General features: G+C 74.0%; 10 protein-coding genes. 8 read left to right on the top strand and 2 right to left on the bottom strand.

The features are described from left to right. Positions 1-152: 152 nt before the first annotated feature. Positions 153-1,583: an alpha/beta hydrolase gene (locus tag ACZ6S0_RS29225; protein WP_465922513.1), complete on the bottom strand. Its 1,431-nt coding sequence runs from the start codon at positions 1,581-1,583 to the stop codon at positions 153-155. A gap of 378 nt (positions 1,584-1,961) precedes the next feature. On the opposite strand from ACZ6S0_RS29225, the gene ACZ6S0_RS29220 reads away from it, so the two are divergent. Next, positions 1,962-2,573, top strand: a complete 612-nt coding sequence (locus ACZ6S0_RS29220; protein ID WP_465922512.1) for a TetR/AcrR family transcriptional regulator — start codon at positions 1,962-1,964, stop codon at positions 2,571-2,573. A gap of 60 nt (positions 2,574-2,633) precedes the next feature. Here ACZ6S0_RS29220 and ACZ6S0_RS29215 read toward each other — a convergent pair whose 3' ends face one another. Next, the gene (locus ACZ6S0_RS29215) at positions 2,634-3,053 is read right to left on the bottom strand and encodes an SRPBCC family protein (protein ID WP_465922511.1); all 420 of its coding nucleotides are present in this window, start codon (positions 3,051-3,053) and stop codon (positions 2,634-2,636) included. A gap of 125 nt (positions 3,054-3,178) precedes the next feature. On the opposite strand from ACZ6S0_RS29215, the gene ACZ6S0_RS29210 reads away from it, so the two are divergent. From ACZ6S0_RS29210 to rhaS, 7 genes are all read left to right on the top strand, one after another. Then, positions 3,179-4,744 carry a TIGR02677 family protein gene (locus ACZ6S0_RS29210; RefSeq protein ID WP_465922510.1) on the top strand — a complete coding sequence of 522 codons (1,566 nt, stop codon included), beginning with the start codon at positions 3,179-3,181 and terminating at the stop codon, positions 4,742-4,744. Further along, positions 4,741-6,063, top strand: a complete 1,323-nt coding sequence (locus ACZ6S0_RS29205; RefSeq protein WP_465922509.1) for a TIGR02678 family protein — start codon at positions 4,741-4,743, stop codon at positions 6,061-6,063. Before ACZ6S0_RS29210 ends, ACZ6S0_RS29205 begins: the two co-directional genes overlap by 4 nt. Beyond that, the gene (locus ACZ6S0_RS29200; protein ID WP_465922508.1) at positions 6,060-10,130 is read left to right on the top strand and encodes a TIGR02680 family protein; all 4,071 of its coding nucleotides are present in this window, start codon (positions 6,060-6,062) and stop codon (positions 10,128-10,130) included. Before ACZ6S0_RS29205 ends, ACZ6S0_RS29200 begins: the two co-directional genes overlap by 4 nt. Positions 10,131-10,202: 72 nt before the next feature. Next, positions 10,203-11,723 (top strand): sugar ABC transporter ATP-binding protein, encoded by a 1,521-nt coding sequence (locus ACZ6S0_RS29195; protein WP_465922507.1) that lies wholly within the window; start codon positions 10,203-10,205, stop codon positions 11,721-11,723. After that, the gene (locus tag ACZ6S0_RS29190) at positions 11,720-12,847 is read left to right on the top strand and encodes an ABC transporter permease (protein ID WP_465922506.1); all 1,128 of its coding nucleotides are present in this window, start codon (positions 11,720-11,722) and stop codon (positions 12,845-12,847) included. The genes ACZ6S0_RS29195 and ACZ6S0_RS29190 overlap by 4 nt, the downstream gene beginning before the upstream one ends. After that, on the top strand, positions 12,840-13,838 hold the full coding sequence (locus ACZ6S0_RS29185) for an ABC transporter permease (RefSeq protein ID WP_465922505.1): 999 nt from the start codon (positions 12,840-12,842) through the stop codon (positions 13,836-13,838). Before ACZ6S0_RS29190 ends, ACZ6S0_RS29185 begins: the two co-directional genes overlap by 8 nt. 96 nt (positions 13,839-13,934) lie before the next feature. Beyond that, positions 13,935-14,999 (top strand): rhamnose ABC transporter substrate-binding protein, encoded by a 1,065-nt coding sequence (gene rhaS, locus ACZ6S0_RS29180; RefSeq protein ID WP_465922504.1) that lies wholly within the window; start codon positions 13,935-13,937, stop codon positions 14,997-14,999. Positions 15,000-15,016: the final 17 nt, after the last annotated feature.

The raw sequence follows: 15,016 nt of genomic DNA, 5'->3' as shown, positions 1-15,016 counted from the left end.
CTGCGACCCGGGCCACCACGCAGGCACGGCCAGGGTTGACCCGAACGACACCAGTCCCACACCGAGGTGTGGGACTGCCCTCCTGAACCGTCACCAGACCGCTGTGCTCACCCGGTGTGCCTACCCGGTCGCTTCAGCGCGGACGGTCGCACTCACGCCGGGTCGGACATCGCGGCGGTGGTCAGATCGGCGCACGTTCCGGGGCGCGGCGCCTCGGCCGTGATCAGGTACCGGTCGATCTTGCCGTCGAGGCAGGCGGAGCCCCTGCCGTACCCGGTGTGGCCGTCGGCGTCGTTGGTGAGCAGCACGCCGCCGGGAAGCTGCGCCACCAGCGCCTCGGCCAGCTTGTACGGCGTCGCCGGGTCACGCGTCGTGCCCACGACCACGATCGGCGGCGCGCCCTTGGCCTGCACCTTCTTCGGGTAGCGGGTGCCCTTGACCGGCCAGTTCGGGCACGGGTTCTCCGGGTGGTCGACGCAGTTGATGGCCATGAGCGCCTCGAAGCTGTTGTCGTAGCGCCCGTTGGACCGCCGCCCGTTGCCCTCGTCGGACAGCGCCAGCAGCCTCGTCCCGTCGCCCCCGAAGGCGTCGGTCAGCGCCAGCCGCAGGCGGGGCCAGTTGTCGGGCTGGTACATCGCGTACTCCACCGCGCTGCGCACGACGGCCTCGGTGACCTGCCGCCCGTCGGAGTCGTTGCGAAGCGGCGTCCGGTCGGCGCGGTCGTAGAGCGCGTCGAGCCGCTTCGTCGCGGCCTTGACCGTGTGCCCGCGCACCGGGCAGTCGCCCTGGTCGAGGCACTGGCGCAGGAACGACTCCGTGGCCATCCGGAAGCCGCGGTCCTGGTCGAGAACGAGTTGGTCGCTGCTCTGCGACGGGTCCTCGGCCCCGTCGAGCACCATCGCGCGCACCCGCGTCGGGAACGTGTCGGCGTAGATCGCCCCGAGGTAGGTGCCGTACGAGAAGCCCAGGTAGGTCAGGCGCTGCTCGCCGAGGGCGGCGCGCATCACGTCCAGGTCGCGCGCGGTGTCGACCGTGCCCACATGGGCGAGCAGTTTCTCGCCGGATTTCGCCAGGCACTTCTTGGCGAATACTTTGTCCCACTCTTCCGCCTGCTTGACCTCCGCGTCGGTGTCGGGGGTCGGGTCGATGGCGAAATAGGCGTCGAGGTCGACCGCGCCCATGCAGTGCACGGGAGCGGAGCCGCCGACGCCGCGCGGGTCGAAACTCACCACGTCGAAACGCTCGCGGAGGTCCGCGGTCACGGTCTCCTTGCTCGCCTTCAGCGAATCCACGCCGGACGCGCCCGGACCGCCGAAATTGAGCACGACCGAGCCGATCTTGTCACCGGTGGCCGGCAGGCGGACCATGCTGATCCCGATCTGGTCGCCGGTCGGCTCGGAGTAGTCGAGCGGGACCGGCAGGGTCGCGCACTCATAGCCGTCGCCACACCCTGACCAGGACGGACGCTGGTCGTAGAAGTCGTCGAGGCGGTCGCGGGCGGCGGACTTCGCGGCGCCGGCCGAGCCGGTCACGGCCACCAGGCAGGCCAGGACGGGCGTAAGGAATCTGATAAGAGATCGCATACTCAGAGGTGGGTCGGTAAACCGTATGCCGCCCTTTATAGACATAGGAAAAGATCGAATGCAAGGAAAGTTATTCCCAGGGCAGCGGCAGGGCAGACAGAGTGTCCATCCGGGGAAACACGATACCGGACGTCGAAGAGCGGTCCTGCGGCCCTGATTTCGCGCGGTCCCGGCCTTTGCCGCCGGGATTTCCTTTCCCTGCGGGGATTCTCGGCGGGTGGCGGCGACGGCCCGGGGTGGGCCGCCTCGTGGATCGGCCGTTCCCGTGCCGTGCTCGCGCGGGCCACGTCGAAGTGGTCGTTCGCCCGCCATGAATGGGCACTTGGTCACTCTGCCAGTCTGGTGGCGACCGGCCGGGAACGAGAAGGGGAGGGCACATTGCCGACAGGGGTGGCCATGCGCGACGCCCGCGCGCAGCTCTTCGACGCCGCCGAGCGGGTCCTGCTCCGCGACGGGGCCCACGGGCTGACCAGCCGGGCGGTCACCACGGAGGCGGGTTGCGCCAAGGGTGTCCTGCACCGGCACTTCGCCGACTTCGACGCCTTCCTGGCCGACCTCGTACGCGAGCGCATCGCGCGGATCCACGCCCGGCACGCCGCCCTGCGCGCCGCCGCGGGCACCGGCGGCGTCACCGCCAACCTCACGGGCGCGCTGACGGAGCTGTTCGGGCCGGTGGTCGTGGGCATCGTGGGCCTGGTCGTCTTCCGCGACGAGCTGCGCGCCCGGCTGCGCGAGACCACGCCGCGCGGCGTCCCCCTGCTGGCGGAGGCCGCCGCCATGATCGCCTCCTACCTGACCGAGGAGCGGGCGTTCGGGCGCATCGCGGCGGACGCCGACGTCGACACGCTCGCGCTCACCCTCATCGGGGCCACGCACCTGCTGTACGCCGGGCAGGAGGGCGCCTCGCGGGACGCCACGGCGATGGAGCCGGCCGTCGAGAAGATCGTCGGCACGGTCATGGCCGACGTCGTGCAGCGACGCCTCCTCTGAGCCGCCCGCCCGGCGACCACCTCCCCGCGCCGGACAGCCGGGTTCGGTCGGCCCGGGTCGTCAGCCCGGGTCGGACACGCGGCGGCGGACCTCGTCGGCCAGCCGGTCGAGTGAGCGGTCGAGCAGGTCGCGCACCTCGTCGGCCCGCGCCCCCGACTGCGGCTCGTCCAGCAGGCTGATGTGCACCGTGACCTCGCTGGCCCCGGCCGCCGCGTCCGAGACCTGCAGCCAGCCCGAATAGTCGGGATGGTCCCGGCCGCCCCACTCCACCCGGAGCTGCTCCTCCGACGCGCGGAACAACCCCTCGTGCCTCCCGGCTCCGGGCACCAGCGACCCATCCGCCTCCACCGTCCCCGGGCCGGTGTCGTGCACCGACAGCCCCTGCGGGAGCCACCGGTCCATGATCTCCACGTCGGACGCGACGCCGAACACCACCGAACTCCCCGCCGGCATCCCCCGCGACGCCTCGAACTCCGCCATACCGCCCCCCGGCTTCCAATGCCAGCGCCGTACCCCTGTGATCTGCTCGCAAACACCAGCCGTCCCGTGGGCCTCTCCCGCTACGGTGGCGTCGGTGCCAATCCAGCGGGGAGGGGAGCGGGGCGATGGCGGAGCCGCCAAGGGTGCCGCCGGAGATGTTCCGGTTCACCACCACCGAGCGGGCAGACCTGCACACCGCGGTGCTCTACGCGTTCGGCGAGGCCGGTGAGTGGCTGGAGAGCGCGCTGACGGTCGAGGAGGTGCGCGAGCGGCTGCGTACCGTGGGATGGTACGCGCCGGTCGGCGAGCACGACCTGTCCGGCACGCTCAGGCAGCTCGTGGGCTGGGGGCTGCTCGACGCGGTCTTCAACCACGCAGGGAGCTTCGCCACGGCCGAGGAGTACGAGCGCAGGAACCTGCAGTACTCGCTCACCAGGCGGGGCGAGGCGGCGTTCGCGGCGGTGCGGCACGCGATGGCCACGCTGGCCTCGTCAGGGGCGCTGCAGACCGCCGTGCTCGACGCCCTCGCCGACCGGCTGGCCGAGCTGGACGGCCTGCTGCGCGACCCGAGCCCAGGGCGCGACCGGCGCGTCTTCGCCTGCCTGCAGGAGCTGGAGTGCCACCTCGACGGGCTGCGGAGCAACACCAGGCGGTTCAACGGCGAGCTGCAACGGCTGCTGCGCCTCGAAGACGCCGACCTGGCGACGTTCCACGAGGTCAAGGCGGCCACGGTGGCCTATCTGCAGGAGTTCGTGACCAATCTGGAGCAGCGGGGCGAGACCATCGCGGCGGCGCTGCGGACGGTGTCCGGGCACGGGGTGGGCGCGCTGCACGCCCGCGCCCTGCGCGGCGCCGACCTGCCGAAGCCGCCCGGCGCCGACCACGCCACGCCCTGGCTCGCGGCCCGCGTGGCGGCCTGGGACGGGTTGTGCCGGTGGTTCGCCCCCGACGTGGCGCTCGACCCGGCCACCGCGGACGAGGCCGTGCCGCGGGTGCGCCTGCTCCACGACGTGGCGCGGCGGGCGATCGTCTCCCTCCTCCAGGTGCTCGATCGGATCACCGACTCCCGCCGCCGTTCCTCCAGCGCCGCCGCCGACTTCCGTACGCTGGCCCGCTGGTTCGCCGCCGCGCCCGCCGAGGACGACGCGCACCGGCTGTGGGACGCGGCGTTCGGGCTCGGCTCGGCCAGGCACGCCCACCTGGGGCACGCCGACGCCGAGCTGATCCCGGCCGGGGTGCCGTGGGCGGAGGCCGACCCGGTCGAGGTGTCGGCGCTGCTGCGCTCGCGCGGGCGGACGGAACGCATGGGGCGTACGGGCAAGGTCCGCGACGTGGCGGCGCTGCGGGCCGAGCGCCGCTCGCGCGCCGAGCGGGAACGCGCCGAGCTGGAGGCCGCCTGGTCGGCCCTGGCCACGAGCGGCGCGATGCGGCTGTCGCAGTTCGCGGAGCTGGACCACGACACGTTCGGCAGGCTGCTCGACCTGCTGGGCAGGGCGCTGGCCGAGCGGCCCGACTCCACCGGGTTCCGCCGGGCCGTCACCTCGGACGGGAGGGTGGAGATCGTGCTGCGAGCGCCGGACGACGGGTCGGTGGCGGTGCTGCGTACGTCGGAGGGCTGGTTCCGCGGCCCCGACTACCTCATCGACGTACGCGCGCCCGGCGCCCGCCGCGGACGGGTGGTGGGCGCGTGAGCAGCCTGGCCAACCAGCTCGTCAGGGCCGAGAAGGAGGAGATCGCCCGCGCGATCCGCACCCTGCTCGGGCGGCCCCTGGTGTCCCAGCACGACGACCCGGCCGCCTTCGACCTGATCAGGAAGCGCCGCCGCCCGCTGATCCAGTGGTTCGACTACTTCTGCGGCTGGCGGCTGGTCGTCGAGCCGCGCCAGGGGTACGCCCGCCTGGTCAAGGTGCGTTCCGAGCCCGGCGCCACCCGCCCGGCCCGCCGCCGTCGCACCACCAGGGCGCCGTTCGACCGCCGCCGCTACACGCTGCTGTGCCTGTGCGCGGCCGAGTTGCTCGCCTCGCCGGTGACCACGATCGGGATGCTGGCCCAGCGGGTGGTCCAGGCGGCGGCGGTGGAGCCCGGCGTGCCCGCGTTCGAGCCGGTGCGGGGCGAGGAGCGCGCGGCCTTCGTCGACGCGCTCAAGCTCCTGGAGCACTACGGCGCCGTCACCGCGATGGACGGCGCGACCGACACCTACCTCGACGACGAGGAGGCCAAGGTGCTCTACCGGGTGGACACCACGCGGGTGATCCGGCTGCTGGCCGCACCGGTGCCGCCCTCCCGGCAGGTCGCGGCGTCCGGTACGGGCCCAATGGGTGACCCAGCGGGTGACCCAGTGCGTGACACAGCGGGTGGCACCGTCGGCGACCCGGCCGAGGCGTCGGACGGAGAGGCGTCCTTCGGGGCGGACGCGCCACCCGGCGGGCCCGCCGCCCTCACCGTCGAGGCCCGCTACGGCGGCGACGAGCCCACCGAGACCCAGCGCAACCTGTGGGCCCGCCACTCCCTCATCCGCCGCCTGCTCGACGAGCCCGCCGTCTACCGCGACGAGCTGACCCCCGCCCAGGCCGCCTACGCCGCCTCCCTCACCGGCCGCCGGCTCCTGCGCCGCGCCGCCGAGGAGGCCGGGTTCGTGCTGGAGGAGCGGGCCGAGGGCTTCCTGCTCATCGACCCCGACGCCATCGCCACCGACGCCCGCTTCCCCGACGACGGCAGCCACGCCAAGGTGGCCGCGCTGCTCATGCTCGACCTGCTCGTCACCTCCGGGCCCGTCACCGCCGCCCGGCTCGACGCCGAGGCGGCCGGGCTGCTGCGCCGCTTCCCGCAGTGGGCCAAGGCGTACCAGTCCGAGGGGGGCGGGCCACGGCTGGCCGCCGACGCGCTGGAGGTGCTCTCGCTGTTCGGGCTGGCCCGCCGTACGGGTGACCGGGTCGCCGCCCTGCCCGCCGCCGCCCGCTACCGGGTCGACCGCGCCGTACAGGAGGCCGTACAGGAGGAGGACGCATGACCGTTACCGAGCTGGCTCCGTCGCGCGCCGTGCAGGGAGTGGACGCCCGCTGGACCCCCGTACGCGCCGGGATCCTCAACGTGTGGCGCTACTACGACGAGGTGTTCGAGTTTCACCGGGGGCGGCTGCTGCTGCGCGGGCCCAACGGCAGCGGCAAGTCCAAGGTGCTGGAGCTGCTGCTCCCGTTCGTGCTGGACGCCAGTCTCAAGCCGAGCAGGCTGTCCACGTTCGGCGGCGGCGAGCGCACCATGCACTGGAACCTCATGGGCGACGGCGCCACCGGCACCACCCGGGTCGGCTACGTGTGGCTGGAGTTCCGGCACGCCGACGGCCGCTGGTTCACCTGCGGGGCCCGGCTGCAGGCCACCGTGCACACCAAGAACGTCACCGCCGCCTACTTCACCACCGAGGCGCGCATCGACGCCCCCGACGGCATCCGGCTCACCGGTGACGCCGGTCAGCCGCTGACCAAGGCGCAGCTCGCCGCCGAGCTGGACGCGTCGGGAACGGTCCACGACTCGGCCGAGTCCTACCGGGCCGTCGTGCGCGGGACGCTCTACCGGGAGCTGAACGAGCAGCGCTACGACTCGCTGCTGACCGCCCTGCGCCAGTTGCGCACGCCCAAGCTGTCCGAGCGCCTCGACCCGGGGCTGCTGTCGGAGCTGCTGTCCAGCGCCCTGCCGCCGCTGGGGGAGGGCGAGATCCACGAGATCGCCGAGGGGTTCGAGCGGCTCGACCGGCAGCGCGAGGAGCTGCGGCTGCTCGACCGCGACGTGGAGGAGGCCGAGCGGCTGGCCGTCCGGCAGCGCGGCTACGCCCAGCGGGTGCTGCGCGCCGCCGCCGCGGCCGTGACCTCCGCCGGGTCCGCCCTGGAGTCGCTGGCCGCCGAGGTCAAGGCCAAGCGGCAGGCACTCAAGGAGGCCGAGGGGGAGCTGGACGCGGCGACCGTGCGGCTGGGCGAGGAGGAGGCCCAGGAACTGGCGCTGGCCGCGCAGCTCGACGGGCTGAAGGAGAGCCAGGCGTACCAGGCGGGGGGTGACCTGCACCGGCTCCGTACCGAGGCGCAGGCGGCGCACGAGGTGGCGGGCCGCCTGCGTGACCAGGCGGGGCAGGCGGCGCGGGCCGTGTCCGCGCGGGAGGAGCTGGCGGCCCGCGCCGCCGAGACCGCGCGCCTGGCCGCGGCGCTGGCCGACCGCGCCCGTACGGAGGCGCGCCACGCGGCCGAGCGCGCCGGGCTGCTCACCGTCCACGAGGAGGCGGCCAGGCCCCCCAGGAACCGCGACGACGAGTCCGGCGGTGCGCCCGACGACGGGTCCGGTGGTGGGCTTGACGGCGAGGCGGCCGTGCGCAGGGCCAGGGAGCTGCTGCGGGCGGCCGTCACCAGCCGCGCCGCCCAGATCAGGGAGGTCAGGGCCGCGGTGGCCCGGCACGACGAGGCGATCGACCGCCGCACCACCGCCGAGCACGACCGCGACCAGGCCCGCGACGACCTGGCCGCCGCCCAGGAGGCACGGGAGCGGGCCGAGCGGGTACGCGACGACCGCGCCCGCGACCTGGCCGCCGCCCTGGCCGACTGGTCGGGCGGCTGCACCCAGCTCCAGCTCGACCCGGCCACGCTCGCCGGGCTGGCCGACGACTTCGAGCGGGCCGACGACCTGGTCGGCACGGCCCGTACGATGGCCGCCGTCGAGCTGGCCGCCCGCGAGCAGCACCTGACCGCGCAGCGGGAGAGGCTGACGGCCGCGCGGGCCGAACTGGCGGCCGAGCGCGAGCGACTCAACGACGAGGCCGTGCTGGAGCCGCCCGCCCCCCACAGCCGTACGGCCGCCAGGACGGGACGCTCCGGCACCCCGCTGTGGCGGGCCGTCGCGTTCAGGTCGGGGCTCGACCCCGTGGCGCAGGCCGGGATCGAGGCCGCGCTCGAAGCCTCGGGCCTGCTCGACCTGTGGCTGCGGCCCGACGGCGGGTTCGACCCCGGCGAGCACGACGCCTTCGCGGTGACCTCGCTGACCAGGCCCGCCCCCGGCTACAGCCTGGCCCACGTGCTGTTCACGGAGGCCGACTCGCCGGTGCAGGCCGACGGGGTGCTGTCGGGCATCGCGTTCGCGCCCACGGCGATCGGCGTCGACCACCCCGCCGTCATCGGCGCCGACGGCACCTGGCGGCTGGGCCCGGCGACCGGTCGGTGGGTCAAGCCCGAGCCGTCGTACCTGGGCGCCACCGCCCGCGAACGCGCCAGGCGGCGCCGCATCGCCGAGCTGGACGACCGGCTCGGGGAGCTGGCCGGGCGGATCGCCGAGTGCGACCACCTGCTCGCCGTGGCCGACGCCGAACGCGGCACGCTCACCGCCGAGTTGCGGCGCAGGCCGGGCAGGGGCCCCTACGCCGAGGCCGTCCAGGCGCTCGACGGCGCGGTGCGCAGGGTCGCGCTGCTGGAGGACCGGCTCAGGACCTGCGAGCGGCGGCTGCACGACCGCGAGCGGGAGGTCGCCAGGTCGCTGCGGCGGCTCACCGAGACGGCCGACCGCCACGCCCTGCCCACCGCGCCGTCCGCGCTCGGCAACCTGGAGGAGGCGCTGCGCACCGCCGAGACCACCGGCACCGTCTGGCACGACCGGCGGGCCGACGCCCGCGCCGCGGGCGAGCGCGCCGACCTGGCCGCCGAGACCGCCGCCCAGTACGAGCGGCTCGCCGTCGAGGCCGTCGAACGCGCCGAGGAGGCCGCCGCCGCCGCGGTCGTGCTGGCCGAACGGCTGGCCGCGATCGAGTCCGCGGTCGGCGTGGAGCACCGGCGCGTGCTCGACCGGCTCCAGGAGGTCCAGGGCGCGCACCAGAGCTGCCGCCGTCTCATCAAGGCGGTCAACGCCGAGCTGGCCCGGCTCAACGGCCGGGTCGGCCGGCTCAAGGGCGAGCTGGGCACCACCGAGGACAGGCACGCCGAGGCGGGGCGGCTGCGCGACGAGGTGTCCGACCGGCTCCGCCGCCTGGCGGCCGGGCACCTGCCGGCGGACGCGCGGGTGGCCGTCGAGCTGGCGCCCGAGGCCGGGGTGCGGGCCGTGCTGGCGGCGGCCAAGGCGGTGGCCGAACGGCTCGGGTCCGTCCCGTACGAGCTGAAGAGCGTCAGGGAGGCCGAGGCGCGCCTGCAGGACGCCTTCCACCACGCCAGGGAGGTCCTCGCCGACCGGGCCGATCTGGAGCTGGCGCCCGACGACGACGTCCAGGTGCTCACCGCCACGGTCGACGGCGTGCGCGCGGGCGCGGCGGCACTCAGCGAGGCGCTGGGCAAGGAGCGCGACGAGCGGCGTTCGGACATCACGGAGGCCGAGCGCGACCTGTTCGACCGGACGCTGGCCGGTGACACCCGGCGGCACCTGGCCGATCGCATCAGGCAGGCGACGGCGCTGGTCGAGGGCATGAACCAGCGCCTCGAACGGGTCCGCACCGCCTCCAGGGTGGCCGTGCGGCTGGTCTGGCAGGTCGACCCCACCCAGCCGCCGGGCACCAGGGCCGCCCGCGACCTGCTGCTGCGCGACCCGGCGGGGCTGACGGAGGCCGACAAGGAGGCGCTGTACGTCTTCTTCATGGACCGCGTGGAGGAGGCGCGGGCCGACGACTCCTCCGCGAGCTGGGCGGACCAGCTCATGAAGGTGCTCGACTACACGGCCTGGCACCGGTTCGTGGTCAAGCTCGACCGGGGCGACGGCCACGGCTGGCAGGACCTGACCAGGAAGCTGCACGGGGCGCTGTCGGGCGGGGAGAAGGCGATCGCGCTGCACCTGCCGCTGTTCGCGGCCGTGGCCGCCCACTACCAGACCGATCCGGGCTGCCCGCGGTTCATCCTGCTCGACGAGGTGTTCGTGGGGGTGGACAAGACGAACCGGGGGCAGGTGTTCGAGCTGCTGGTGGATCTGGGGCTGGATCTCGTGCTCACCTCCGACCACGAGTGGTGTGAGTATCGCGAGCTGGACGGGATCGCGATCCACCAGCTCATCACGGGCGACGGCGACGACGCGGTGACGACGGCCCGTTTCGTGTGGAACGGCTACCGGACCGTCCCGTCCGATTGACACGTATCCGGCGATCGTTTTACGTTCGGGGAAAATTAAAACGTTTTGCCGGAAGTGGTGCCGGAGGACCGCATGAGTGAACCGCCTGCCCTTCTGTCGCTACGCAACGTGAGCAAGTCGTTCGGCGCCGTACAGGCCCTCCGCGACGTACGGCTCGACCTGCGCGCCGGCGAGGTCCACGGCCTGGTCGGGGAGAACGGGGCGGGCAAGTCCACCCTGGTGAAGATCCTGGCCGGCGCCCATCCGGCCGACGCGGGAACGTTGCGGGCCGGTGGGGCGGAGCTGACGTTCGCCGGGCCCGCGGACGCCCGTGCCGCCGGGATCGCGGTGATCTACCAGGAGCCGACGCTGTTCCCCGACCTGACGGTGGCCGAGAACGTCTTCATGGGCCGCCAGCCGCTGCGCTCCCTGCGCCGCGTCGACGCCGGGGCCATGCACGAGGGCGCGGCGCGCCTGTTCGCCAGGCTCGGCGTCCGGCTCGACCCCGCCCGCCCCGCCCGTGGCCTGTCCATCGCCGACCAGCAGCTCGTGGAGATCGCGAAGGCGCTGGCGTCCGACGCCCGCATCCTGATCATGGACGAGCCCACCGCCGCGCTGTCGGGCGTCGAGGTCGAACGGCTCTTCTCGGTCGTGCGCTCGCTGCGCGACGCGGGTGCGGCGGTGCTGTTCGTCTCCCACCGCTTCGACGAGATCTTCGCGCTGTGCCATCGGATCACCGTGATGCGCGACGGCCGCCGGGTCTCCACCGACCCCGCCGCCGACCTCACCGTGGACGAACTGGTACGCCGCATGGTCGGCCGCGAGGTCTCCACGCCGTACCCCAAGCCGGCGGACCCCGGCACGGGGACGGCCGGGGGAGAGCCCCGGCTGGAGGTGCGCGGCCTGACCCGGCACGGCGTCTTCGCGGACGTCGGACTCGCCGTGCGCGCCGGCGAGATCGTCGCGCTGGCCGGGCTGGTCGGGGCGGGCCGCAGCGAGGTCGCCCGCGCGCTGTTCGGCATCGACCGCCCCGACGCGGGGGAGGTCCTCCTCGACGGCGTCCGGCTCCCGCCGGGCGACACCGCCGCGGCGATCGCCGCCGGGCTGGCCCTCGTCCCGGAGGACCGGCGCCAGCAGGGCCTGGTCATGGAGCTGTCGGTGGCGCGGAACGCCACGCTCACCAGGCGGTGGTCACTGAGCAGGCTCGGCCTGCTGCTCGGCGGCCGGGAACGCGCCGCGGCCCGCGAGTGGGCCGAGCGCCTGCGCGTCAGGAGCGCCCGCCTCACCGACCCCGTCTCCACCCTGTCGGGCGGCAACCAGCAGAAGGTCGTGCTGGCCAAGTGGCTCTCGACGAAGCCGCGCGTACTGATCGTGGACGAGCCCACCCGCGGCATCGACGTGGGCACCAAGGCCGAGGTGCACCGGCTGCTGGCGGAGCTGGCCGGGCAGGGCGTCGCGGTGCTGATGATCTCCAGCGAGCTGCCCGAGGTGCTCGGCCTGGCCGATCGCGTCCTGGTGATGCACGAAGGCCGCCTGGTCGCCGACCTCCCGCGCGCACGGGCGGACGAGGAGTCGGTCATGTACGCCGCCACCGGCCAGGGCGGCGCCGGATGACGGCGGTCAGGACCGGAGCGGCGGTCGCGGCGGGGGAGGGCGCCCGCCTGGTCCAGCGCGTGTTCGTGATCAGGGAGCTGGGCATCGCGGTCGCGCTGGCGCTGCTCGTCGTGACCACCGTGCTCGTCAACCCGCGCTTCCTGACCGCGCAGGGCGTCAAGGACCTGCTGCTCGGCTCGACCGTGCTGGCCGTGCTCGCGGTCGGTCAGAGCATCGTCGTCATCACCCGCAACGTGGACCTGTCGGTCGGCTCGGTGCTCGGACTGTCGGCGTTCGCGACCGGGAGCCTGTTCGCGGCGAACCCGGGCCTGCCGATCCCGGTCGCGCTCGCGCTCGGCGTGCTGCTCGGCGCCGCCTGCGGCGTCGTGAACGGCGCGCTGATCGCCGCCGCCCGGGTGCCCGCGCTCGTGGTCACCCTGGGCACCCTGTACGTTTTCCGCGGCCTCGACCACACCTGGGCGGCCGGGCGGCAGATCAACGCGGCCGACATGCCGCCGGGCTTCCTGCGCCTGGGCAGCGCGACCGTGCTGGGCGTGCCCGTGCTCGCCCTGTTCGCCGTGGTGGTGCTAGCGGTGGCGGGCTACTACCTGCGCTCGTACCGCGGGGGCCGGGAGCTGTACGCGATCGGGTCCAGCCCGGCCGCCGCCCGCCTGGCGGGCATCCCGGTCGGCCGCCGCGTGTTCGCCGCGTTCGTCGTCTCGGGGGCGCTGGCGGGGCTGGCCGGAGTCCTGTACGCGGCGCGCTTCGGCACGCTGGACGCCAACGCGGGCAACGGGCTCGAACTCAACGTGGTGGCCGCCGTGGTGGTCGGCGGCGTGGCCATCTTCGGCGGCAGCGGCTCGGTGTACGGCGCGGCCCTGGGCGCGGTGCTGCTGACCACGATCGGCAGCGCGCTGCCGGTGCTCGGCGTCAGCCCGTTCTGGCAGCGGGCCGCGGTGGGCGCGCTCATCCTGGCCGCCATCGGCCTCGACCGCGCGCTGGCCGTCCGGCTCGCCCGGACCCTGCGACACCAGAACGCCCGCAGCCCCGCCTCCCGCAGCCCCGCCTCCCGCGGCCCGGACGGGGACGCGGACGGCCAGGACACCGGCGGGCAGGACATCCGAGGGAGGAGTGGTCGTGGCTGAAGGGACGGCGGCACGGGTGCGTTCCGTCGCGGGGTCGTGGGCGGCGTTCCTGATCGTCGCGCTGGTCCTGGTCGTCGTGGTCGGCGCGGTGAGCGTCGAGGGCGTGGCCGGTCCGCGGTTCTGGCGGTTCGTCACGCTGGAGACCATCCCGATCGCGCTGATCGCGCTGCCCATGACCCTGGTGGTCATCACCGGCGAGATCGACCTGTCGGTGGCCAGCGTCCTCGGCCTGACCTGCACGGTCATGGGCGGGCTCTGGGCCTGGGGAGTCGATTCGCTGCCCCTGTTGATCGTGCTCTGCCTGCTGCTGGGAGCGCTGCTCGGCGCGGTGAACGGCCTGTTCGTGGCCGGGTTCGGGCTCCCGTCGCTGGCCGTGACGATCGGCACGCTCGCCCTCTACCGCGGCCTGGCGTACGTGGTGCTCGGCGACCGGGCGGTCGCCGACTACCCGCCGGAGTGGACCACGGGAGCGATCGGCGCGATCCCCGGCCTGACCATCCCCTGGGTGGTCGTCGTGGTGGCCGTGCTCGCGCCGGCCGCCGCGATCGTGCTGCACGCCACCCCGGTCGGCCGCGGCCTGTACGCGATGGGCAACAACGCCGAGGCCGCCCGCTTCACCGGCATCCGCGTGGCCCGGACGAAGTTCTGGCTGTTCGTGGCCACCGGCACGATGTCGGCGCTGGCCGGGGTGTTCTGGACGCTGCGCTTCGCCAGCGCCCGCGCCGACAACGGCATGGGGCTCGAACTCGCCGTGGTGGCCGCGGTGCTGCTGGGCGGGGTGTCCATCTTCGGCGGGCGCGGCGGCCTGCTCGGCGTCATCGCCGCGGTGATTCTGCTCGGCACCCTGCGCAACGTCCTGCAACTGGCGTACGTGCCCGCCAACACCCTCACGATCGTCACCGGATCCCTGCTCATCGTCTCCGTAGTGGGACCCAACGTGGCCGGCCTGCTGCGCGACCGTCTGCGCCGCCGGCGATCCGCCGTTCCCTGACCCCGCCGTTCCTGACCCAGCCGTTCCCTGACCCCGCGGCCCCGGCCGCGGAAGACCCGCCGTCGACCCGGCGCGGTCCACGAAAGGAAGCACGACATGGCAGCGACAAGTCGAGGAGGCCGGGCCATCGCCCTGGCGGTGCTCGCCGCGTTCAGCCTCGCCGTCACCGGATGCGCCGCCCAGGAGGAACCGGCCGTCCCCCAGCCCGGCGCGAGCGGGGCGGCGGCGACCATCGAGAAGGGCCTGAAGATCGCCTTCCTGCCCAAGCAGGTGAACAACCCGTACTTCGACGCCTCCGACAACAAGGGCGGCAAGGTCGCGGTGGCGGAGTTCAAGGGCGTCTACAGCCAGACCGGCCCGTCGGAGGCCAGCCCGTCGGCGCAGGTCAGCTACATCAACACGCTCTCGCAGCAGGGCGCGGACGCGATCGTGGTCTCGGCCAACGACAAGGACGCCATCTGCGGCGCGCTCAACGAGGCCCGCCAGGCCGGCGCCAAGGTCGTCACCTACGACTCCGACACCGACCCCGCCTGCCGCGACGCCTTCATCAACCAGGCCAGCGCCGAGGGCATCGCCGCCTCCCAGATCAAGCTGATCAGCGAGGCGGTCGGCCCGGACGGCGGCGAGATCGCGATCCTGTCGGCGACGGCGAACGCGACCAACCAGAACGCCTGGATCGGGATGATGAGGACGGAGCTGGCCAAGCCCGAGAACGCCAAGCTGAAGCTGGTCGCCACCGTCTACGGCGACGACGACGACCAGAAGTCGTTCCAGGAGGCGCAGGGCCTGCTGGCCCGCTACCCCGACCTGAAGGGCATCGTCTCGCCCACCACGGTCGGCGTCGCCGCGGCGGCCCGCTACCTGTCCGGCTCGGAGTACAAGGGCAAGGTTCGGCTCACCGGCCTGGGCACGCCCAACCAGATGCGCGCCTACGTCAAGGACGGCACGGTCGGGTCGTTCGCCCTGTGGAACCCCTCCGAGCTGGGCTACCTGGCCGCCTACACCGGCGCGGCGCTGGCCTCCGGCCTGATCACCGGCCAGGAGGGAGAGACGTTCACCGCGGGCAGGCTGGGCGAGTACACCGTCGGCGAGGACGGCGTCGTGCTGCTCGGCGACCCGTTCGTGTTCACCGCGGACAACATCGACGACTTCGACTTCTGACGCGCGTGCCGGGGCAC

This window comes from Nonomuraea sp. NPDC051298 (assembly GCF_055586305.1).
Note: the sequence above shows the minus strand (reverse complement) of the source record. Positions and strands in the feature narration are given on the sequence as shown.

Excerpts from the sequence above, each read along its gene's own strand:
- ACZ6S0_RS29225 (WP_465922513.1), bottom strand. The coding sequence starts at position 1,583 with ATGCGATCTCTTATCAGATTCCTTACGCCCGTCCTGGCCTGCCTGGTG.
- ACZ6S0_RS29215 (WP_465922511.1), bottom strand. The coding sequence starts at position 3,053 with ATGGCGGAGTTCGAGGCGTCGCGGGGGATGCCGGCGGGGAGTTCGGTG.
- ACZ6S0_RS29210 (WP_465922510.1), top strand. The coding sequence starts at position 3,179 with ATGGCGGAGCCGCCAAGGGTGCCGCCGGAGATGTTCCGGTTCACCACC.
- ACZ6S0_RS29200 (WP_465922508.1), top strand. The coding sequence starts at position 6,060 with ATGACCGTTACCGAGCTGGCTCCGTCGCGCGCCGTGCAGGGAGTGGAC.
- ACZ6S0_RS29195 (WP_465922507.1), top strand. The coding sequence starts at position 10,203 with ATGAGTGAACCGCCTGCCCTTCTGTCGCTACGCAACGTGAGCAAGTCG.
- ACZ6S0_RS29190 (WP_465922506.1), top strand. The coding sequence starts at position 11,720 with ATGACGGCGGTCAGGACCGGAGCGGCGGTCGCGGCGGGGGAGGGCGCC.
- rhaS (WP_465922504.1), top strand. The coding sequence starts at position 13,935 with ATGGCAGCGACAAGTCGAGGAGGCCGGGCCATCGCCCTGGCGGTGCTC.